This window comes from Mycobacterium sp. NBC_00419, from assembly GCF_036023875.1.
In the GTDB taxonomy this organism is placed as follows: domain Bacteria; phylum Actinomycetota; class Actinomycetes; order Mycobacteriales; family Mycobacteriaceae; genus Mycobacterium.
This window is the reverse complement of the sequence record NZ_CP107931.1, coordinates 5,535,856-5,556,219: the sequence shown is the minus strand read 5'-3', so window position 1 is coordinate 5,556,219 and position 20,364 is coordinate 5,535,856. Positions and strand designations below refer to the sequence as shown.

Genomic DNA, 20,364 nt, shown 5'->3' with positions numbered 1-20,364 from the left:
TGGCCAGCGGCGCGGCCGGGAACACCGGCGCCATGTTGATTCGCAGAGTGGCCCGTCCCATGCTGGCGGCCGTGTTCATCGGCCAGGGTATCGATGCGTTGCGCAGTCCGAAGCTGGCAGCCGACGCCGCCCGTCCGACGCTGGAGGGACTGCAGAGACTTCCCGACCCGATCGGCGGTGGCGTTCCCGATGATGCGGAGACGTTCGCGAAGGTGACGGCCGCGGTGCAGATCGGCGGCGGGCTGCTGCTGGCCACCGGCCGGCTCCCGCGGCTGGCCTCGGCGGCCCTGGCGGCCACGGTGATTCCGGCCAACCTCGGCGCGCACATGTTCTGGAACGAGAACGACCAGCAGCGCAAGGCGCAGAAGCGCCGGGAGTTCATGACCGACATCAGCCTGCTCGGTGGTCTGATCATCGCCTCCGCCGATACCGCGGGTAAGCCGTCGCTGGGCTGGCGTGGCCGCCGGGCGGCACACAAGGTCAGCGAGGCGGTCGCTGCGACGCTGCCCGGCTCGAACACGGCACTGCTGGACGGCGAATTCGCCGACAAGGTCGGCCACGGGCTGCAGGCCGGCGCCGAACGCGGCCGCGAGCTCGCCCTGGTCGCGGGTGAACGGACCGCCCCCTTCCTGGAGGCGGCACGCAAGCGCGGTGTCGAGCTGGCCGAGGTCGCCCGCGAACGCGGCGCCGAATTCGCCGAGGTGGCGCGCGACCGCGGTGCTGACCTGGCCGACGTGGCGCGCGAACGCAGCGCGGAGATCGCCGATGCGGCGCGTGAGCAGGGCGGCGAGCTGGCCGGTACCACCCGGTCGCGAGCCAGGCGGCTGGCCAAGCGCTGAGGTTGTGATCGCGGCGCGGCGAAGGCTCAGATCTCGGCCGGTCTGCGGGGTAGATTGGGTGCCCCATGACATCGGCACCGAGGAGATCTGATGACGACGGGTGACTACGACCCCAACGCCTACGGGCAGCCGCAGGGCTTTCCGCCTCCTCCGCCGGGTCAGTACGGCCAGCCGGGCGGTTATCCGCCGCCTAGCCCCTACGGCCAGCCGGGCGGCCTCGGTGTGCGGTTCGCGGCCCGCCTGATCGACGGAATCTTCGTCAACATCGTCGCCTTCGTATTGGCGCTGATCTTCCACGCGACGAGCAATATCCTTGTCACCGGCCTGTTTTCGGGCCTGCTGACGTTCGCCTACTTCGTGATCTTCGAGGTCACGCAGGGCTGGACGCCGGCCAAGAAGCTTCTCGGGCTGTCGGTCCACGGCCCCGGTGGGGCACCCAAACCGAACGTTCAGCAGTCGGCGATCCGCAACTCGTTCACCCTGCTGTCGGTGATCCCCTACATCGGCGGCCTTTTCGCGTTCATCGCCTACATCGTCATCGCGGTGACGATCAACAACAGCCCGACCAAGCAGGGCAAGCACGATGAACTCGCCGGCGGCACCCAGGTGGTCAAGGGCTGACGTCGCCCTGACCTCGGCGGCTCACGAGCCGACCCGATTCATGGCGGCGACGGCTCGGCGCTGCAGCAGGAGGATCTTGGCCGAGCCGGTCAGGTAGCGCGACGGCGTGCAGTGGTGCCCCAGATACAGTCGGCTGCGCCGCAGCCAGACCGGTATGTGGCGGTTGCAGTTGATCATGTTCTGCGCAGTGGTGACCAGCTGAGCGGATATGTCCTCCTTGAGCTGCGGGTGCGGGACAGGGGTGCAGATCCGGTTGCGGCGCTCGTCACTGCCCTTGAGTAACTCCAGGTGAGCGATCAACGCCGCGCTGAAGGTCTGCTGGCACATGAAGATCGGCTGCAATGTGACGCGGCCGGGCGAAAATAGCGGCTGCGGAGCAACTTTGGCCAACCCGTCGGCCGAACAGTCGACGAAGAGGCTGTCGGCGAGGACGTCGACGCTTCCTCGGTCGAGCAGGATCTCACCGCTGCCGACGCGTTGCACACGGCCCATCCGCACGATGGTGTCGATGCGGCGCAACTTGCCCAATTCCGGTGCGTCCACCGTTGCGCAGCGCCACTTGGTCGGCAGTGTGTGGGTATCGAGCCGAAAGATCAGGCCTTGGCGCTCCAGCCGCAGGAAGATGTCATCGGCACTCGCCGCGTCGACCAAGCTCTGCATCATCGACACGACCGTGTCGAGCACGATTCCCGGTTGCATCGCCGCACGGTTGAGAAGCCACGCGTCCTGCGACATGATCCATTGGATCCGCTCCGGGGCAACCCCGTTGTCCAGCAGGAACAAGATCGAATCCATCCCGGTCTTTCCGGCCCCGATGACCACGTAGCGTTGCGGCGGTCGACCGATCCGGGCCAGGCCATTGGGCGGTATGAGGTTCACGCCGGGGTCGACGGAGTAGCGCGGCGGGCACACCGAGGGCACGGTCACATTCATGAACGTGGCGTCGACGATGCGTCGCCTGGCCGTGACGGTGGTGACCCGATCACCATCGACCGTGGACACGACCCTGCCGTCGCCCTGATGCTCGCTCATCGGCAGGAACGTGACCCGGCCGGTCGCCAGGAATGCGTCCATGGCCCTACGGAAGTAGGCGACGATCTCCGGGCCTGAGCTCAGGTCGGCTCCGCCCTGGCCCAGAGCCGTGGAATTCAGGCCGTAGAACTCCGCGGGCTGATGCAGCCGTACGAACGGGTAGGCATCGTTCCAATGGCCTCCCGGGTTGGCGCGCCGGTCGACGATGACGATGCGCGCCGCGGGATCCTCGTTGAGGATCACGTCGGCGAACGCCATGCCCATGGCGCCGGCACCCAGGATCAGGTAATCGGTATCGAGATGCTGCGCTACTGAATTCATCGAATCGGCCTCTCGCTCACGAGCTTGCCCCACAACGTAGATCGGGCCGCAGACCGGTTTCTTCGCCATAAGTGGTACACGTTGTAGCCATTCGGAGTGAAAGGGCTTTGTTCAGCGTGCATACGAAGATCGGATCGGCACCATGGAGCCCGGCACGCAGCGCCCCGGTCCCGACAAGCCAAGGACAGCGATGACACAACAACCCTCCGCCATCCGAAATACTCAGCGCCTGTTGATCGGTCATGGTGCCTTGCTGATCTTCCTGGGCGGGGTCGCCGGGTTCGGTTTTCTGTTCGTTCTCCTGGGCCGCATCGATGTGTGGCCGTTCCCGGTGTTCGACGTCAAACTGCCGGGAAGCGAGAAGGCCTGGCGGATGTCGCATTTGGAAGCCATCATCAACGGTCTGATCCTGTGGATCCTGGCACTGCTGTTGCCACTGCTGCCCTTCGGCGGCAAGGGTCTACGGCGGGTCTCGATCGGGATGATCGGCGTGGGGTGGATGTTCTCTGTCGCCTCGTTGTTCGACGCGTTGTTCCCCAACAGCCGCGGACTCTACTTCGGCGGTCCACTGACGAACCGCATCCCGTTCTTTCTCTTCTACGTCGGCATCGTCATTGTGATGGTCGTGTTGGCCATGATCGCGTGGCGCTCCCTGGTCAGGAAAGCTCCCGCGGCCGTCGATGCGCAACTTGGCGATTAGAGGAGGCAGCCGGTCACGGTTGCTGCGCTTTGAGCCAGATGGTCGCTGCCTCGACACGGTTGGCAGCGCCGAGTTTTCGCAGAATCCGCTTCACGTGTGACTTCGCGGTGTCCTCGGCAATCACCAGCCGCGCGGCGATGTGAGCGTTGGATGCCCCGGTGCCCAACAGGGCGAGAACTTCGAGCTCGCGTTTGGACAGTTGCCCGGTGATCGCAGTGTCGATCGGCGGCAGGATCGCGGTGGTCGCGCTCGAGGCGCTCGCGCCCGCTGAATCGCCGCGCACGAGTTCTACTTCCGCATCCAGGTACTCGGCCACGACGGCATCCGTGCGTTGCAGCAACCGCCGGAGTTCGTCGCCCTGGGCGCGCAGGCGATCGGCGAGTTGGGCCCGCTCGACCACGTGCCCGAAGCCCTCGGCGAATGCCCACAGACTGTCACGATCGAAGTCGTCGACCCGGCGCGGCTTGAGTCGATGATCGGCGTGCAGGAAGCCGATGACCCTGCCCTCCGGCATGATCGGCGCCGCGACATAGGAATGGGTGTCGTAGGCTTCGACCAACTCGGTCACCGCCCGCGGATTGCCGAGGGCATCCTGGATCGCCATCGGCTTGCGACCCCGGATCATCTCGGATTCGAGGACCCTGGCGGTGAGTTCGGCGGGATGCTCGCGGCTGAACGCGAGCAACCGCGCGGCTGCGGTCGGATCACCGGCGATCCAGAATGATTCGGCCAGCAGCTCTTTGCCGCGCAACCGATAGAGCACGGCACGATCGAAGCCGCATGCTTCGCAGGCCTGCCGCGGGGCGGCGGCGATGATCGCCTCGGCGCTGGGCATTCGGCGCAGGTACGACAGTGCCTTCTGCACCCGGTCCAAGACGTCGAGCCGGTCCCGGAGCTGGGCGTCTGCCACCTGGTCACGACGTTCGTGCACGTCGGCCAGTGCGCGCACCGCCGCCGTCAACTCGGGTGCGGCAGTTGCGGTGAGACGGCCGAGAAGCTCCTCCAGGTCCGCCAGCTCGTCGTCGAGGGCGGCACGTTGTTGCGCCCGTGGACTGGCCGGTGGATTGTCCGGCCACACCGGTAGTGAACCCGCCAGCGCATCGATCTGCGGTTCGCTGCCTACGCGGTTCACATTGGGACGCTAACAGCTGCCCGGGACCGCGATCAGAGAAGCGCTAGATCACCAGACCGAGCAGCAGTACCACCACCAGGCCGCTCACGGACAGCACCGTTTCCATGATCGACCAGGTCTTGATGGTCTGACCGACGCTGAGCCGGAAGTACTGGTTGACCAACCAGAAGCCGGCGTCGTTGACGTGGGAGAAGAACAGCGACCCAGCGCCGACGGCGAGCACGACCAGCGACACCTGCGGGCTACTGAGACCCTCGACGAGTCCGAGCATCAGCGACGACGCGGTGATGGTCGCCACCGTCGCCGAGCCGGTCGCCAGCCTGATCAGCACCGCCAGCAGCCAGGCCAGCAGGATCACCGAGATGTTGACGTCCTTGGCCCAGTCGGCGAGCAGCGTGCCGATCCCACTGTCGACCAGCACCTGCTTGAAGCCGCCGCCGGCCGCCACGATCAGGATGATGCCGGCCACCGGAGGCAGACCGGACTCGATGCAGGTCGTCAACTGACTACGCGTCATCCCGGCCCCGACTCCGAGGGTGAACATGCCGACGATCACCGCGATCAGCAAGGCCACCAACGGCGTGCCCAGGACATCGAAAGTCACTCGGAACCATTGGCTTTCGTCGTCGATGAAGATGTCCACCAACGCCTTGCCCAGCATCAGGACGACGGGCAGCAGAACACTGAACATGGTCATGGCGAACGACGGGCGGCGCAGCTGCCGGTCTTCGTCGGTGGCGAGCGCGGCGCCGGGACCCTCACGCCGCGCGGCGAACTCGTCGGGCGCGAAGGTGTCGGGAGCATCGACGACGACCCAGCGTCCGGCGAGCTTTCCGAACAGCGGCCCGGCCACGATGATCGTCGGGATCGCCACTGCGACACCGAGTGCGAGGGTCAGCCCGAGGTCGGCACCGAGCAGGTTGATGGCCGTGAGCGGGCCGGGGTGCGGCGGCACGAAACCGTGCATCGCCGAAAGCCCTGCCAGGGCGGGTATTCCGACGGTGATCAGGGACAACTGGGAACGCCGCGAGACGAGGTAGATCACCGGCATCAACAGCACCAGACCGATTTCGAAGAACATCGGCAACCCGATGATGGCCCCCACCAACGCCATCGCCCAGGGCAGCGCCCGCGGCGATGCATGCCCGACGATGGTGTCGACGATCTGGTCGGCTCCGCCGGAATCCGCCAGGAGTTTGGCGAACATCGCGCCGAGCGCGATCAGGATGCCGACCCCGGCCGCGGTCGTGCCGAAGCCGTCGGCGAACGACTTGAGGACCTTCTCGAGGTTTTCCCCGGCGACGATTCCGACGGTCAGGGCACCGAAGATCAGGGCCAGGAAGGGATGCAGCTTGGCGACGGTGATGAGCACGACGATGACTGCGATTCCGGCCAGGAAGGCCAGGATGAGCTGCCATCCGGAGGCCACCGGCTGCGCGAGCTTCGGCGCTTCGGCCAGAAGAATGCCGGACTGATTCATGCGTTCTCTCCTGTCGTGCGGGACATGTAGCTCTCGACGATCGAGTCGATGCTCTGGTCGACGTCGACGGCGATGCCGCGTTCGTCGTCGTCAAGGGGTTCGAGGGTGGCGAATTGGGATGCCAGCAGAGAGGCGGGCATGAAGTGGCCCGGTCTGCTCGCCTGGCGACGGGCGATGACGTCGGGTGATCCGCTCAGATGCAGAAACCTGACGTCTGAGCAGTGCTGGCGCAACTGGTCGCGGTAGGTGCGCTTGAGTGCCGAACAACTCATCACGCCGCCGTCGGGATGATCGGCCAACCACTGGCCGATGGCTTCCAGCCACGGGTAGCGGTCCTCGTCGTCGAGGGCCTGACCTGCCGTCATCTTGGCGATATTGGCCGGCGGGTGGAAGTCATCGGCATCTGCGAAGGGCACGCGCAGCCGCTGGGCCAGGGCGGCGCCGACGGTGGACTTCCCCGAACCGGACACCCCCATGACCACGATCGGTGAGGTCATGCCTGCGTTTACCCTGCTGTGCGGCATGTCACACAGCATGCCATCAATAATCATACTTAATCAAGACAAAATCGTTATGAGTCTGTTTTAAAGGTCTGATGTACCCCGTATGACAACATGTATCGGTGACCTCGGAGCCAATAGTCGGAGAGCTGCACGGCAGTGTCCTGACGGCGTTGGGCCGGGACATCGTCTCCGGGCACTATCAGCCGGGCCAGGTGCTCAACCTCGAGGGTGTCAGCGCCACGCACGGAGTGTCCCGGTCGGTCGCCCGGGAGGCCATCCGGGTCCTCGAGTCGATGGGAATGGTCGCACCCCGCCGCCGGGTCGGTATCACGATTCAGCCCTCGACCAAGTGGAATGTCTTCGACCCCAGGGTCATCCGCTGGCGACTCGACGTGGGAGATCGTGCGGCCCAGCTGCTTTCGCTGGCCGAACTGCGACGCGGCTTCGAACCGGCCGCCGCGGCGCTGGCCGCCCGGCGGGCCGACCCGCATCAGTGCCGCATCATGGCAGCCGCCGTGTCCGACATGGTGGTACACGGCCGGTCGGGTGATCTGGACGCATACCTGTTGGCCGACAAGGTTTTCCACCGCGCCTTGCTGGAAGCCAGCGGCAACGAGATGTTCCGCGCGCTCTACGACGTGGTGGCCGAGGTGCTGGCCGGGCGAACCCACCACGGGATGATGCCCCCGACGCCCAACCCCGCGGCCATCGAGTTACACGACCAGGTGGCCCGAGCGATAAGGCTGCGCGACGAGCACGCCGCCGAGCACGCGATGCGCGCCATCATCGACGAGTCGGCGGCTGCGGTCGCCGCCAATGCCGGCGAGCAGCCCCGCTAGCCGCCGCGCGCTCAGGCCTTGGGCGCGAAGCTGTAGTTGACGGTGTCGCCCTCGACGGTCGTTACGGTCAGGGTGAAGTCCTGGTTCTCCTCACCGGCCACCACCGCGCAATCGACCGTGGTTCCCGGCTTGCCCTCGAGGTCGTCACTGCAGTCCGCCGAATCCGGTCGCTGGCCGAGCTGGGCCGCGAGCTGATCCAGCAGGGAGTTCTCCACCTGCACCTTGGGCAGAACCGGGATGACCGTGAAGTTCATCAGCAGACCGTCGACCTTGGTGACGTCGACGGTGCGCCTCACGGTGACACCGTCCGCCGTCACGTCGCAGTGCGCCTCGGCCCCCTTCTTGCCTTCCAGGCCCGACTCGCAACTCACCGAGTCGACCTTCGCACCCGAGGACTCCGACAGCAGGTTGGAGACCACCTTCTGCAGCTGCTCCTTGTTGACCGCGGGCGTCATGTCATAGCTGACGGTCGAGCCCTCCACCTTGGTGACAGTGACGATGGGCTCGAAACTATTGGTGGCGCTGAGCACTACCTCGCAGCGGGTCGACTTGCCGACCTCGCCGTCCAGGTTGTCCTTGCACGTCACCGACTCCGGCTTCTGGCCGGCCTTATCCAGCCGGTCGGCGATGTCCTTCTGCAGATCAGCTTTGTCCACCACCGGCTTTCCGGTCGAGGCGCTGAACGAACAGCCCGACAGCGCAGTCCCACCGAGCACCAGCGCCGCCAACACAGCACCTGTCCGTCGCATCATGGTCTCCCAGCGTTTGCCGATGCCACGCCCGGCGCGCGCATCCGCGAGCAAGATACCAAGCGCACGGCCAGCCCAGGGCTTAACCACCCGAAGGTCCGCGCTCGGCTCGGCGGCGCGGATGGTTGACTGCTGAGGGTGAGCAGAACCCCACAGCTGGCCAGGCGCTTCTTCGACCGCTTCGAACCCGTCCACGCCGTCACCTACTTCGCCCCCGAAGTCCAAACCGGATTGGGCGACATGGGATTCACCGGATTCTGGCGCGGGTATTTCGCCGCGCGCTCAGCACCGCTGGGACCGGTCGCACCCGAGGTGCTCACGGCCATCTTCTACAACTTCTCCGCCGATCGGGTGCGCCGGACGGTGCCCGCGGTCTGGGACGTCGCGGCACCGGCCGAGGTATTGCGGGTGCGTCAGGACACCGCGGTTGCGGCGCTGCGCCGATACGGCCTCACCGACGACACCCCGGGCATCGCCGAAACAGCCGAGCTGGCGGCCGGCGCCGCCCGCGGAGCGCCACTGGACGGCAGGCCGCTGTTCGCGGCGAATCTGGCCCTGCCGTGGCCACACACCCCGGTGGCGACGCTGTGGCACGCGGCCACGCTGTTGCGGGAGCAACGCGGCGACGGCCACGTGGCCGCGCTGGTGGCAGAAGGCGTGAGCGGACGCGAGGCCAACGTGCTGCACGCCGCCGGTGGTGCGGTGCCGCCGGCCTTCCTCAAACGCAGCCGTGACTACACCGACGAGGAGTGGCAGTCCTGCCTGGAGAGCCTGTCCGCACGCGGGTTGGTCACTGCCACAGGCGAACTCACCGACGCGGGCCGTGCGCTCAAACGGCGGGTGGAGGATCGTACCGACACCCTGGCGCTGACCGGGCTCGCGGCTCTCACCGACTCCGAGGTGGAGCGCTTGTTCGCCGGGCTGACCCCGGTGACCAGGCAGGTGATCGCGGGCGGCGACATCCCCGCCGCCACCCCGATGGGCCTGAACCGCGACGAACTCGACGACGGCTCGGCACACCTGTGACTCAGAGGTTGCGGTTCCACTCCGCCCAGCCGACGCCGCTACGGCCGTCGCTGGTTTCGACTTCCACCCAGGCCCGCGGGAACTGGCTGATCCGGCCGTCGGGACCGACCAGTCGGACCGGCGCGTGGCCCAGTACCCGGATGGTCGTGTCCACCGGACCGGGTTCGTAGACGATCCTGGTCTGCGCCGGTAGGTCGTTGTCCTCGAACGTCGCATCGGCGGTGACCGCCGTCGTCTCGACGACGGCCTCCCCTTGCCGCTGGATGTAGCCGACGCTCACCGGATCAAGTCCGGGTATCCGCAGATCGACACCATGCAGATGGGTTCCGTCGTCGAGGTGCAGCGCGCTCCAGACCCAGTCCATGCTCCACCAGTCGCGCACGCCGTAGGAATGGTCGCGCTGACCCGCCACCGCCTCAATGTGATGGGTGTGCCCGTCGATGGTGACGGTTCCCGTTATGGTGCAAGGGATTTCGTAGCGGCTCGTGATCCGGTATGCATACGGCGTGCCCACCGACGTCCACGTCAGATCCATCGCGAGTTCGGCAGGGCGGCCCGCCTCGCCGCGCAGAATCGCCGACGGATCGTCGTATGCCTGTGCCGCACCACGCACCTCGACGCGGTAGGACTGCAGCGGAACCGTCGCACCGTGGCGCAGCTCGACTCCGTCGCCGACGACGGTTGCCGGATCCGAGGGCACCGGCGCCTCGAAATCGAGAAGCGCGACAGTAGGCATGCCGGGCCCGCACACCAGTGCGTTGATCCAGGCCACCTTCTGGTTGGGCACCAGTCCCAGCCGGATCCAACCGCCGATCCCCTGCTGCGGGTCGGCGAAGTCCCAGTACCAGCTCTCGTTCCACAGCGGCTCGTCGCCCGGCTCGTGGCGACCCTCGTCGACGGCGTCGGGCACCAGCGCCGGCTCCGAACCGGCGGGCAGAATGTCGAGGGCGTCGGTGTCCAGAACGTGCTGGCTGTGGCGCTCCAGCATGGTCAGGAACATCTCGTCGCCCCGATCGGTGCGCTCGACGAGCATCGAGGACACCACGGTCATCATCACCCCCGCGAAGCTCTGGTGGCGCACCCCGTCGCGGACCTGGTCCAAGGTCACCGGCGTGTCCGGTCCCAGACCGTCGCGATACGCCCGCAGCAGGTCCTCGTAGTGCGCCCGCCGCTCCTCGACAGTGAGCGCACAACCGATGAAGTACGCCGCATCGGTCATGGCCGGCCCCCAGCCGACGGTCTGCCAGTCCACGACCGTCAGGTCCCGCCGCGACCCGGGGCGGCCGAACAGCATGTTGTCCAGCCGGTAGTCGCCGTGCACAAGGCCCTTGATGCGCTCCGGCGCTGCCTCGCCGGCGAGATAGGCGTCGAAGGTGTCGACCAGACGCTGACAGACCAGACGCTGCTCGGGTGTGATGGCATCGCCGTAGCGCTCGACGAATCCGGCCCACAACTGGGCGATGAGCGCCTGATTCAGCGGGGCCTCACGGTTGAGCCAGTCCGCGTGGGCAAACGTCTCGCTACCGATCGCCGGAGCGTGCAGCCTGCCGAGTTCGGTCAGTGCCAGGACTGCGTCCTGCTGTGTGGCGCCACGAATTTCGTCGCCGACGACCGCCGGCGCCGCATCGTCGATCAGGAGGGTGAAGATGCCGCTCTGCGGGTCGTAGTAGGAATGGAAGCACTCCGCGATCGGGCCGCCGAGCCGCGGCGCCACCTCGGTGTAGAACCTGACTTCGCGTTCGTAGAGGCCCAGCGCGAGTCCGGTCTGGCGACTCACCGGGTCGGTGGCGGCAACCTTGAGGATGACCGTCGACGGACCGTCGTGGCCCCCGGCATAGGTCAGGCCGATGCGGTAGCACTCGCTCATCTGGCCCGTGCCGATGCGATCGACGGTGAAATCGGTGACAGTCCCGGCGCCGACGGCCGCCGTCAGCCAGTCGGCAGTGAGGTCACTGGGGCGTTCGACGACGATGTCATTGGTCTGCACCCGACCAACCTAGGACACCCGGGGCGCCCGGCGAAAGCTTTTCCGACAACTTTTTGACGCGTGTCAAAACCTACCGGCCGGCCAGCGAGAAACCCGCCCAGGCCTCGCGACGATGGGCGTGCGGGTCGTTCTCGATATGGGTCTTCCGGTCGAAGACGAGGACCGGGCGCTCCGGGTGGGAGTAGGCCGGCCAGCCGTCACCGGGCACGCCGGAGCGGCTGAAACTGCGCCACCGGCCCTGCACCTCGCGGCTCACCTTGATCGCCGATGGCCGATCGATTCCCACCGTCAGCGCCCCGCCCAGGCGGGTTCGGTAGATGTCGAACACAGCCAGAAGCTCCATCGCGTGCGTGGCGCCCAGCCCGGACCAGTGCAGTGTGCGCGGCGCGTAGTCGTAGCGATACACATAGGTCGGGGCGTGGGCACCGTGCGCCTCGGCGATCTGCCAGGCGGCGGTGCCGAAGGCGAAGTCGCCGCCGAGTTGGACGCACGCCTCCGGTCGCGGGTAGCCGGGATAGGCCGCGGTGATGCGATCGCGGGTCTCGGGTTCGGCGAAGGCGAGCAGCTTCTCGATGGCGTGCTCGGTGGTGGGCAACAGCTTCATGAATCGGGTGAACAGCTTGCCTTCGTCGGCATTGGTTCCCACGATCAGCGGAACCTTATGCGCTACACCGGTTCTCATCGCCTCGATCGGGTCGAGCGGCAGAATGTCGTCACCGTGCGTAGGGCCGACGGCGAACGCACCGTCCATCTCGTGCAGGCTGCGCTCGAGCAGCAGGTCGAGGGTGGTGACCAGATCGGCGGGCCGGGCCCGCATCAACGCCGCGGCGGCGTCGGGCCCGTGGGCGCCGAGTGCGTCGGCGAACTTGGCGGCGATGGCCGCAGCGGTCTCCCCCGTGCTGACCAGACCCGAGGCCGGGCTCTCCGAAATCGCCTGCCGGAAAAGGCCTTCGGCTTCAGGAACCGCGATCAGCGTCGCGACGGCATGTGCGCCCGCACTCTCACCGAAGATGGTGACGTTGTCCGCGTCACCGCCGAAGGCGCCGATGTTGTCGCGCACCCAGCGCAGCGCCAGGACCAGATCGCGCAGAAACAGATTGCTGTCGATCGGAACGTCGGCGGTCGACAACGAGGACAGATCGACACAGCCCAACGCCCCGAGACGGTAGTTCACCGAGACGTAGACGCAGCCGCGGCGGGCCAGCGCGGCACCGTCGTAGAGCGGGGTGGCCGAGCTACCCATGATGTAGCCGCCGCCGTGAATGAAGAACATCACCGGCAGCGGCTCGCCGTCGGGTGCCGGTCCCGGCCACTGCGGGGTGACCACGTTCAGCGTCAGGCAGTCCTCGCTCATCGGCTGGTATCTGCCTACCCCGAGCATGGTGTAGCGCCGCTGCTGCGGCGCGCAGCTGGCATAGCTGTGGCAGTACCGGACACCGCGCCACGGCTGTGGCGGCTGGGGCGCACGAAAGCGCAGGGCGCCCACCGGCGGGCGGGCGTAAGGAATTGACCGCCAGCGGTTGACCCCGTCACGGGCGAATCCTTCGACGACGCCCGCGGTGGTCGTCGACCGGACGGTGTGTTCGTGCATCACTCGACGGTATCGAACAACCGGCCCCGACGCGCCTGACGTCCCGGTCGGGCCGAGGCGGCTAGCCTGGCGTGATGCGAATCGCCGTGTTGCTCGCCGCATCGCTGCTGGTCGCCGGATGTTCCGGGTCGACGGGCGGTGATGCGCGCCCGACGGCACTCACGCCGATCACACCGTCCCCCAAGACGGCGTCGACGTCACCCACGACGACCACGACGTCCTCTGCAGCACCGCAGGCCGGAGTGCCGATCGCCGGGGTCATCACCTGGATCGAGGGGGGCGCCCCGGTCGACGCGGCCGAGTACCGCATCGCGTTGCGCGGCGGGGTCAGCACCGATCTGGGCGACGACGTCGCGTTCACCACGCCGGCCGGGACAACCTGTATGACCGATGGCCGCCACGGCGCACCGGGATTGGCGTGCTTGGTGAACCTGACCGACCCGCCCCCGCAGCCGCCGGATGCGTACGGCCAGTGGAAGGGCGGCTGGGTCGACTTCGACGGCGCGACCGTGCTGGTCGGCTCGGCGCACGGCGACCCGGGCCGGTTCGCCAGCGGCCAGGGACCTTCGTTGCCGGTCGACATGTCGCTGTCGTTCGGCGACTTCCGTTGCCGCACTGACGCAACCGCCCTGTACTGCGTGAACTATGCGCACCAGTCCGCGATTCGGATGGCAGACAGTGGGGTGGACTCCTACGCCTGCGCACAACAGGTGACACCGCCACCCGGAATCGGCATCAAGTACGTCTGCTAGCCGGACACATCCAGTCAGTAGCCGAGCAGCTTGCGGAACTGCTGCCCCACCGCCATCGACTGACCCATCCGCTGGACCCAGCCGTCGAGCGCGGCCGTGACGTCCGTGGGGTCCCAGCCACGCTCCTGGCCCAGGGCGATCATGCCGGCCTCGTCGGTGACACCGCGGCTCTGGGCCGTACGGGCGAGGTCGGCGTAGTCCTGCAACGAGATGCCGTTGATCGGCTCCCAGATCGGGTCGGTCTCGGCGACCGAGCGGGTCGACGGGCCGCCGAGGACCGCGGGGTCGACGAGGCTTGCGCCGCGTACGTGGACTGTCCCGGCTTCTTTGGCCTTCTTGAAAAATCCCATCGCGCTGGTCTCCGATCCTGTGTGCGCCGGCCGGGACATCCGGGGCGCTACTGCGGCACAAGTGCAGTCGACGCGGATCGCTACCGATCCCAAGGTTCGGCTCCCGCGCACTGGAACATGTTTCAGTTCACCGCCGCGAATCGCTTACGATGACCTCGTGCCAGCCTCTCCAGACGCGCCCACCCAACTACCGGCCATCGACGGATGGTGGGACCACGACGACGCCGGTGTCCCCCATCTCGTCGGCGCGAAATGCCCGCAATGCGGGACCTATGTCTTCCCGCCGCGGGCCAACAACTGCCCCAATCCGGCATGCGCCAGTGACGTCCTCGAGTCGGTCGCCCTGTCCCGTCGGGGCACGGTGTGGAGCTACACCGAGAACCACTACGCACCGCCGCCGCCGTACCCGGCGTCCGATCCGTTCGAACCGTTCGCGGTGGCCGCTGTCGAGCTCGCCGACGAAGGACTCATCGTGCTGGGCAAGGTCGTCGAGGGCACGCTGGCCGCCGACCTGAAGGTCGGCATGGAGGTCGAACTGACCACCATGGCCCTCTACACCGACGACGACGGCAACGAGCGCAGCACCTACGCCTGGAGGATCGCGAAATGAGCCCGGACCCCGTCTACATCCTCGGCGCCGGCATGCACCCCTGGGGCAAGTGGGGCCGCGACTTCACCGAGTACGGCGTCGTGGCCGCCCGCGCTGCTCTCGCTGACGCCGGACTGGACTGGCGCCAGATCCAACTGGTCGCCGGAGCCGACACCATCCGCAACGGCTACCCCGGCTTCGTGGCCGGCGCGACGTTCGCCCAGAAGCTCGGCTGGAACGGCATCCCCGTCACCTCGAGCTACGCCGCATGCGCCAGCGGCTCGCAGGCACTGCAGAGTGCGCGGGCGCAAATCCTCGCCGGACTCATCGATGTCGCACTGGTCATCGGTGCCGACACCACTCCCAAGGGTTTCTTCGCCCCCGTCGGCGGTGAGCGCCGCAACGACCCCGACTGGCAGCGTTTCCACCTCATCGGCGCTACCAACACCGTGTACTTCGCACTGCTGGCGCGCCGGCGGATGGATCTCTACGGCGCCACCTTGGAAGACTTCGCCAAGGTGAAGGTCAAGAACGCCAAGCACGGGCTTAACAACCCGTATGCCCGCTACCGCAAGGAAGCCAGCGTCGACGACGTGCTCGCCAGCCCGGTGGTCTCCGATCCGCTGCGGCTGCTGGACATCTGCGCGACCTCTGACGGCGCGGCCGCGGTGATTGTGGCCAGCAAGGCCTTCGCTGAGAAGCACCTCGGCTCGGTCAAGGGCGTTCCGTCTGTTCGCGCGGTCAGCCTGCAGAGTCCGCAGTATCCGCAGCACCTGCCCGAATTGCCGGACATCGCAACCGATTCCACCGCGGTGGTACCCGGTCCGGACCGCGTGTTCAAAGACCAGATCCTCGACGCCGCCTACGCCGAGGCTGGGATCGGCCCTGAGGATCTGTCGCTGGCCGAGGTTTACGACCTCTCGACCGCCCTGGAACTCGACTGGTACGAGCATCTCGGGCTGTGCGCCAGGGGCGAAGCCGAACAGTTGTTGCGCAGCGGCGCGACCACGATCGGTGGCCGGGTCCCGGTCAATGCCTCCGGTGGGCTGGCCAGCTTCGGCGAAGCGATTCCGGCACAGGCCATCGCCCAGGTTTGCGAACTCACCTGGCAACTCAAGGGCCAGGCCACCGGGCGCCAGGTCGAGGGCGCCACGGTCGGCGTCACCGCCAACCAGGGTCTGTTCGGCCACGGCTCCTCGGTGGTCGTCGCCAAGTAGGCTCCGTGGGTGGCCGAGACCGTCGTCGTCACCGTGAAACCCGGTAGCCGCAAGGGCCCGTTGGTCGAACCCGGCGCCGACGGCACGCTGACGATCTATGTGCGCGAGCGGGCGATCGAGGGCAAGGCGACCGAGGCGGCGGCACGTCTGCTCGCCGAGCATCTCGGCGTCCCGCGCAGCCATGTGCGGTTGGTGTCGGGTGCCACCTCGCGAATCAAGCGCTTCACTGTCGACTGAGCGAGGAGAAACCATGAGCGAGCCCATCTCCGATGCCGAGCTGGCCCGGCTGTGGGAACGTCACACCGAGCTCGAATTCGAAACACGCGACGCCGTCGCCACCGTCGCCACCATGACGCCGGACAACTACGTCAACCATGTCCCCGTGCTGACCGGCGGCCGCGGAACAGCGGAGATGGTCGAGTTCTACAGCAAGCACTTCATCCCGAAGATGCCCGCCGACACCACTCTTCGGCTGTTGTCCCGAACGATCGGCAACGAGCGGGTGGTCGACGAGTTCGTCTTCGCCTTCACCCACGATGTCGAGATGGACTGGATGCTGCCGGGCGTCGCGCCCACTCACCGCCCCGTCGAGGTCCCGATGGTGGTCGTCGTGCAATTTCAGGGCGACAAGATCGCCTGCGAACGCATCTACTGGGACCAGGCTTCGGTGCTGGTGCAGGTCGGCCTGCTCAGCGCCGAGGGCCTGCCGGTCACCGGAGCGCAGCAGGCCCGAAAGTTCGAGGATCCCGGCCTGCCCGCCAACGAACTGATGGGTGAGGCCTGGCGCGGTTAGGCCACACCCAGATAGGCCGCGCGAATACTGTCGTCGGCCAACAGGTCTCGTGCGGGACCGCTGCGCGTGACCGTACCGGTCTCCAGGATGTAGGCACGGTCGGAGCGGCTCAGCGCCTGCTGGGCGTTCTGCTCGACCAGCAGCACCGTGGTGCCCTGGGCGTTGATCTCGGAGATGATCTTGAAGATCTGCGAGATGATCATCGGCGCCAAACCCATCGACGGCTCGTCGAGCAGCAGCACCCGCGGGCGGGCCATCAGAGCCCGGCCGATGGCCAGCATCTGCTGCTCCCCGCCGGACAGCGTGCCGCCGACCTGGGTGCGCCGCTCGGCCAGCCGCGGGAACGTCTCCAGAATCCAGTCCAGCCGCTCGTCATGTTCGCTCTTGCTGCCGAATTTGCGCCCATAGCAACCCATTTCGAGGTTCTCCAGCACCGTCATGCCGGGAAACACACCGCGACCCTCGGGTGCCTGCACCAGGCCGTCGACGGCCCGCTCATGTGCCTTGACCTTCGAGATGTCCTTGCCCTCGAACCACACCGACCCCGACGACAGCGGACGAAGGCCGGAGATGGCGCGCATCATCGTGGTCTTGCCTGCCCCGTTGGAACCGAGCAGCGTGACCAACTCCCCCTGCCGCACTTGCAGTGAAACACCGTGCAGCGCTTCGATTCTGCCGTAGTGCACGACGACGTCACGGACTTCGAGCAGAACGGGCCGGTCATCAGAGCTGGTCATCGGGGACCCCCAGGTAGGCGGCGATCACGGCCGGGTTCTCGCGGATCTCGGCGGGCAGGCCGTCGGCGATCTTGCGGCCGAACTCCAGCACCACGATCCGGTCGGTGACTCCCATGACCAGTCGCATGTCGTGCTCGATGAGCAGCACGGTGTAGCCGTCGTCGCGGATGGCGCGAATCAGGTCGATCAGGGCGGCCTTCTCGCTGGGGTTGAAGCCGGCGGCCGGTTCGTCGAGGCACAACAGCTTGGGTTCGGTGGCCAGCGCGCGGGCGATCTCCAGGCGGCGCTGGTCACCGTAGGGCAGGTTCTTGGCCTTCTCCTCGCCGCGGTGGGCGATACCGACGAATTGCAGCAGCGCGGCGGCCTTCTCGATGGCCGAGCGCTCCTCGCTGCGGTGCCGGGGGCTGCGGATCAGGGCGCCCGGCACCGAGGTCTTGTGCCGCGCATCGGTACCCACGATGACGTTCTCCAGCGCGGTCATCTCGCCCCAGAGCCGGATGTTCTGGAAGGTTCGGGCGATGCCGCGACGGGTGATCTGATGGCGCTTGATGCGACCAAGCGGCTCGCCGTCGAAGATGACCGACCCCGAACTCGGCCGGTACACGCCGGTGATCGCGTTGAAGCAGGTGGTCTTGCCCGCGCCGTTGGGCCCGATCAGGCCGAGGATCTCGCCCCGCTTGATCGAGAAGCTCACCGCGTCCAAGGCGGTCAGTCCACCGAACTTGACGGTGAGATCGTGGGTTTCCAGCAGCGCTTCACCCTCGGCAACGCTGACCTCCCGGCTCAGGGCCGCCAGGTCTTCCTCGATCACGGGTTCGCTCATGCGGCGGCCTTCGTGTCGTCGGCCGCACCGAGCAGCTTGCGGGCCGACTTGCCGTAGGCGAGCAACTGCTGGCGCACCGGGAACAGGCCCTGCGGGCGGAAGATCATCAGCACCACCAGGGCCAGGCCGAAGAACAGGTACTTCAGGTCACCGAGGTTGATGCCGAGGAACTCCACCCCGAGTAGCCGGTTGGGCAGATAGACGATGATGAACGCGCCGAAGACCACGCCCAGCTTGTTGCCCTGCCCGCCGAGGACCACCGCGCACAGGAACAGCATCGAGTTGATGATGTTGAACGTCGGCGGCGCGACGTACTGCACCTGCCCGGCATACAGCGCGCCGGACAGCCCGCCGATCGCGGCGCCGATGACGAACGCCCACAGTTTGAAGCGGAAGGTGTTGACGCCCATCACTTCCGCGGCGTCCTCGTCCTCGCGGATGGCCACCCAGGCTCGGCCGACCCGGCTGCGTTCGAGGTTGCCGACCAACAGCAGGATGCCGATCATGAGGATCAGCCCCAGCCAGAACCACCACGTTCCGTAATTGGCGGTGCCTGAGGAGTTTCCGCTGGAGAACACCCCGTCGGGATACTTCGCGGTCTCCACGACGTGTGGATAGGCGATCTGATTGAGTCCGCGCGAGCCGTTGGTGACCTCGGAGAGGTTGTCGGCAAGCAGCCGGATGATCTCGCCGAAGCCGAGGGTGACGATGGCCAGGTAGTCACCGCGCAGGCGCAGCGTGGGGATGCCCAGGATCAGCCCGGCCAGCGCGGTGGCCGCCATCGCGATCGGCACACAGGTCAGCCAGGCCCACTTCTCACTGAACAACCAGTTGGAACCCAATCGGTTCCACGGGGAGTCCGGGCTGGTGAGCAATGCCACCGTGTAGGCGCCCACCGCGTAGAAGCCGACGTAGCCTAGGTCCAGCAGGCCGGCCTGGCCGACCACGACGTTGAGCCCGATCGCGATGATCGCCACCATCGAGAACTGGGCCATGGTTCCGCCGAAGCTGATGCCGGTGGTGTTGAAGAACGGCGGCGGGAACAGCGGCATCAGTGCCAGCAGGCCGAAGCCCAGCACGCCGAAGATCCACTTCTGGACCCGGCTCAGCCCCGCCCACCACCCGCGCAAACCGTCGCCGGGCGCCAGTAGCCGTCTGCTCCAGCGGCCCGGTGTCTCGTTCACGCTCTCCCGGTGACTCATGCCCTCGCCTTTCCGAGGCTCTCCCCGAGTATTCCGGTGGGCCGGACCAGCAGCACCAGAACCAGCAGGACGAACGCGACGACGTCGCGCCACTGGGTGCCGAACACCGCTTGGCCGTAGTTCTCCATGATGCCCAGGATCAGGCCACCGAGCAGCGCGCCGCGCAGATTGCCGATGCCGCCGAGCACCGCCGCCGAGAACGCCTTGATGCCCAGCAGGAAGCCGCCGGAGTAGATGATGCCCTGCGGCACCTTGAGGGTGTAGAGCAGCGCGGCTGCTCCGGCGAGCATGCCGCCGATGAGGAACGTCGTCATGATGATGCGCTCGCGCGACACGCCCATCAGCGTCGCGGTCGTCGGGTCCTGGGCGACCGCGCGGATGCCGCGGCCGAACTTCGTGCGGTTGATGGCCACATCGGTGAGCAACGCCAGGACGAGGGCCGCCGCGACGATCACCAGGGTGACATTGGTGACCGAGGCACCGAAGACGTGGAACTGGGCCTTAGGCTGCACCAGGGTGATTGGCTGCTGGGCATTGCTGCCGCCGTAGCCCTTAATGATCTTGGGCAGCACGAAGTGGACGAACTCCTGAAGAACGAACGACATGCCGATGGCGGTGATCAGGAACGTCAGCGGTCGCGCGTTGCGCCGCCGCAGCGGCCGGTAGGCCACGAACTCCAAACCTATTGCCGCCGAGCCTGATACGAGCATCGCGAACAGCATGGCGATGCCGAGGTAGAGGACGGTCAGCAGTACACCCTTGTTGTAGGCATTGCCGCTGGGCGTGAACCCCAGGATGATGTCCAGGCAGAAGTAGGCGCCGAACATGCCGAGCATGAAGATCTCGGAGTGGGCGAAGTTGATCAGCCGCAGCACACCGAAGACCAAGGTGTAGCCGACGGCGACCAGGGCATAGATCGCCCCCCAGGACAACCCGTCGATGGTCAACTGCCAGAAGCCGTTTCGCAGGTTCTCGATGTTGAAACCGATGTCACCGGCGAGGCAGGCGTACTGACCGAGGCACTCGTGGATCATCCTGGGGACGACTCCTTGCGATCTGTGTTCAACGAGAACGCGCCCGA

General features: G+C 66.9%; 22 protein-coding genes. 10 read left to right on the top strand and 12 right to left on the bottom strand.

The window, feature by feature from the left end:
• Window positions 1–32: 32 nt before the first annotated feature.
• Both OG976_RS26500 and OG976_RS26495 read left to right on the top strand, forming a co-directional pair.
• A complete protein-coding gene (locus tag OG976_RS26500) occupies window positions 33–839 on the top strand; it encodes a DoxX family protein (RefSeq protein WP_328355979.1) in 807 nt (268 codons plus the stop codon).
• A 90-nt stretch (window positions 840–929) separates the two neighbouring features.
• The gene (locus OG976_RS26495; protein ID WP_328355976.1) at window positions 930–1,460 is read left to right on the top strand and encodes an RDD family protein; all 531 of its coding nucleotides are present in this window, start codon (window positions 930–932) and stop codon (window positions 1,458–1,460) included.
• Window positions 1,461–1,481: 21 nt separating this feature from the next.
• Here the strand turns inward: OG976_RS26495 and OG976_RS26490 are convergent, their stop codons facing one another.
• Window positions 1,482–2,813, bottom strand: coding sequence for an NAD(P)/FAD-dependent oxidoreductase (locus tag OG976_RS26490; RefSeq protein WP_328355973.1), 1,332 nt, complete (start codon window positions 2,811–2,813; stop codon window positions 1,482–1,484).
• Window positions 2,814–3,003: 190 nt separating this feature from the next.
• Between OG976_RS26490 and OG976_RS26485 the strand changes: the two genes are divergently transcribed.
• Window positions 3,004–3,513, top strand: coding sequence for a hypothetical protein (locus tag OG976_RS26485; protein WP_328355971.1), 510 nt, complete (start codon window positions 3,004–3,006; stop codon window positions 3,511–3,513).
• A gap of 13 nt (window positions 3,514–3,526) precedes the next feature.
• Here the strand turns inward: OG976_RS26485 and OG976_RS26480 are convergent, their stop codons facing one another.
• From OG976_RS26480 to OG976_RS26470, 3 genes are read right to left on the bottom strand one after another with little or no spacing between them, the layout of a single operon-like run.
• Window positions 3,527–4,645, bottom strand: a complete 1,119-nt coding sequence (locus OG976_RS26480) for a LuxR C-terminal-related transcriptional regulator (protein ID WP_328355968.1) — start codon at window positions 4,643–4,645, stop codon at window positions 3,527–3,529.
• Window positions 4,646–4,688: 43 nt separating this feature from the next.
• Entirely contained in the window at window positions 4,689–6,125 is a 1,437-nt protein-coding gene (locus OG976_RS26475; RefSeq protein WP_328355966.1) for a GntP family permease, read from the bottom strand.
• Complete coding sequence (locus OG976_RS26470) at window positions 6,122–6,622, bottom strand: gluconokinase (RefSeq protein WP_328355963.1); 501 nt, start codon at window positions 6,620–6,622, stop codon at window positions 6,122–6,124. Before OG976_RS26470 ends, OG976_RS26475 begins: the two co-directional genes overlap by 4 nt.
• 125 nt (window positions 6,623–6,747) lie before the next feature.
• On the opposite strand from OG976_RS26470, the gene OG976_RS26465 reads away from it, so the two are divergent.
• The gene (locus OG976_RS26465) at window positions 6,748–7,467 is read left to right on the top strand and encodes a FadR/GntR family transcriptional regulator (protein WP_328355961.1); all 720 of its coding nucleotides are present in this window, start codon (window positions 6,748–6,750) and stop codon (window positions 7,465–7,467) included.
• An 11-nt stretch (window positions 7,468–7,478) separates the two neighbouring features.
• Here the strand turns inward: OG976_RS26465 and OG976_RS26460 are convergent, their stop codons facing one another.
• Complete coding sequence (locus OG976_RS26460) at window positions 7,479–8,219, bottom strand: DUF4333 domain-containing protein (protein ID WP_328355959.1); 741 nt, start codon at window positions 8,217–8,219, stop codon at window positions 7,479–7,481.
• Window positions 8,220–8,354: 135 nt separating this feature from the next.
• Here OG976_RS26460 and OG976_RS26455 point away from each other — a divergent pair, with 135 nt between their 5' ends.
• On the top strand, window positions 8,355–9,242 hold the full coding sequence (locus OG976_RS26455; protein WP_328355957.1) for an SCO6745 family protein: 888 nt from the start codon (window positions 8,355–8,357) through the stop codon (window positions 9,240–9,242).
• A 1-nt stretch (window position 9,243) separates the two neighbouring features.
• Here OG976_RS26455 and OG976_RS26450 read toward each other — a convergent pair whose 3' ends face one another.
• A complete protein-coding gene (locus tag OG976_RS26450) occupies window positions 9,244–11,229 on the bottom strand; it encodes a DUF7064 domain-containing protein (RefSeq protein ID WP_328355955.1) in 1,986 nt (661 codons plus the stop codon).
• A 70-nt stretch (window positions 11,230–11,299) separates the two neighbouring features.
• The gene (locus OG976_RS26445; protein WP_328355952.1) at window positions 11,300–12,820 is read right to left on the bottom strand and encodes a carboxylesterase/lipase family protein; all 1,521 of its coding nucleotides are present in this window, start codon (window positions 12,818–12,820) and stop codon (window positions 11,300–11,302) included.
• Between the two features lie 74 nt (window positions 12,821–12,894).
• Between OG976_RS26445 and OG976_RS26440 the strand changes: the two genes are divergently transcribed.
• The gene (locus tag OG976_RS26440) at window positions 12,895–13,572 is read left to right on the top strand and encodes a hypothetical protein (protein WP_328355949.1); all 678 of its coding nucleotides are present in this window, start codon (window positions 12,895–12,897) and stop codon (window positions 13,570–13,572) included.
• 14 nt (window positions 13,573–13,586) lie between these two features.
• Here OG976_RS26440 and OG976_RS26435 read toward each other — a convergent pair whose 3' ends face one another.
• A complete protein-coding gene (locus tag OG976_RS26435) occupies window positions 13,587–13,922 on the bottom strand; it encodes a hypothetical protein (RefSeq protein ID WP_328355946.1) in 336 nt (111 codons plus the stop codon).
• Window positions 13,923–14,079: 157 nt separating this feature from the next.
• Here OG976_RS26435 and OG976_RS26430 point away from each other — a divergent pair, with 157 nt between their 5' ends.
• From OG976_RS26430 to OG976_RS26415, 4 genes are read left to right on the top strand one after another with little or no spacing between them, the layout of a single operon-like run.
• On the top strand, window positions 14,080–14,532 hold the full coding sequence (locus OG976_RS26430) for a Zn-ribbon domain-containing OB-fold protein (RefSeq protein WP_328355943.1): 453 nt from the start codon (window positions 14,080–14,082) through the stop codon (window positions 14,530–14,532).
• On the top strand, window positions 14,529–15,728 hold the full coding sequence (locus tag OG976_RS26425; protein ID WP_328355940.1) for a lipid-transfer protein: 1,200 nt from the start codon (window positions 14,529–14,531) through the stop codon (window positions 15,726–15,728). Before OG976_RS26430 ends, OG976_RS26425 begins: the two co-directional genes overlap by 4 nt.
• Before the next feature lie 9 nt (window positions 15,729–15,737).
• The gene (locus OG976_RS26420) at window positions 15,738–15,965 is read left to right on the top strand and encodes a DUF167 domain-containing protein (protein WP_328355937.1); all 228 of its coding nucleotides are present in this window, start codon (window positions 15,738–15,740) and stop codon (window positions 15,963–15,965) included.
• 13 nt (window positions 15,966–15,978) lie between these two features.
• Window positions 15,979–16,521: a nuclear transport factor 2 family protein gene (locus OG976_RS26415; RefSeq protein WP_328355934.1), complete on the top strand. Its 543-nt coding sequence runs from the start codon at window positions 15,979–15,981 to the stop codon at window positions 16,519–16,521.
• Here the strand turns inward: OG976_RS26415 and OG976_RS26410 are convergent.
• From OG976_RS26410 to OG976_RS26395, 4 genes are read right to left on the bottom strand one after another with little or no spacing between them, the layout of a single operon-like run.
• Window positions 16,518–17,258, bottom strand: a complete 741-nt coding sequence (locus tag OG976_RS26410) for an ABC transporter ATP-binding protein (protein ID WP_328355931.1) — start codon at window positions 17,256–17,258, stop codon at window positions 16,518–16,520. The genes OG976_RS26415 and OG976_RS26410 overlap by 4 nt on opposite strands.
• The gene (locus tag OG976_RS26405; protein ID WP_328355928.1) at window positions 17,245–18,081 is read right to left on the bottom strand and encodes an ABC transporter ATP-binding protein; all 837 of its coding nucleotides are present in this window, start codon (window positions 18,079–18,081) and stop codon (window positions 17,245–17,247) included. The genes OG976_RS26410 and OG976_RS26405 overlap by 14 nt, the downstream gene beginning before the upstream one ends.
• Window positions 18,078–19,283 carry a branched-chain amino acid ABC transporter permease gene (locus OG976_RS26400; protein ID WP_328355925.1) on the bottom strand — a complete coding sequence of 402 codons (1,206 nt, stop codon included), beginning with the start codon at window positions 19,281–19,283 and terminating at the stop codon, window positions 18,078–18,080. The genes OG976_RS26405 and OG976_RS26400 overlap by 4 nt, the downstream gene beginning before the upstream one ends.
• Window positions 19,280–20,317 carry a branched-chain amino acid ABC transporter permease gene (locus OG976_RS26395; protein WP_328355922.1) on the bottom strand — a complete coding sequence of 346 codons (1,038 nt, stop codon included), beginning with the start codon at window positions 20,315–20,317 and terminating at the stop codon, window positions 19,280–19,282. The genes OG976_RS26400 and OG976_RS26395 overlap by 4 nt, the downstream gene beginning before the upstream one ends.
• Between the last annotated feature and the right edge of the window lie 47 nt (window positions 20,318–20,364).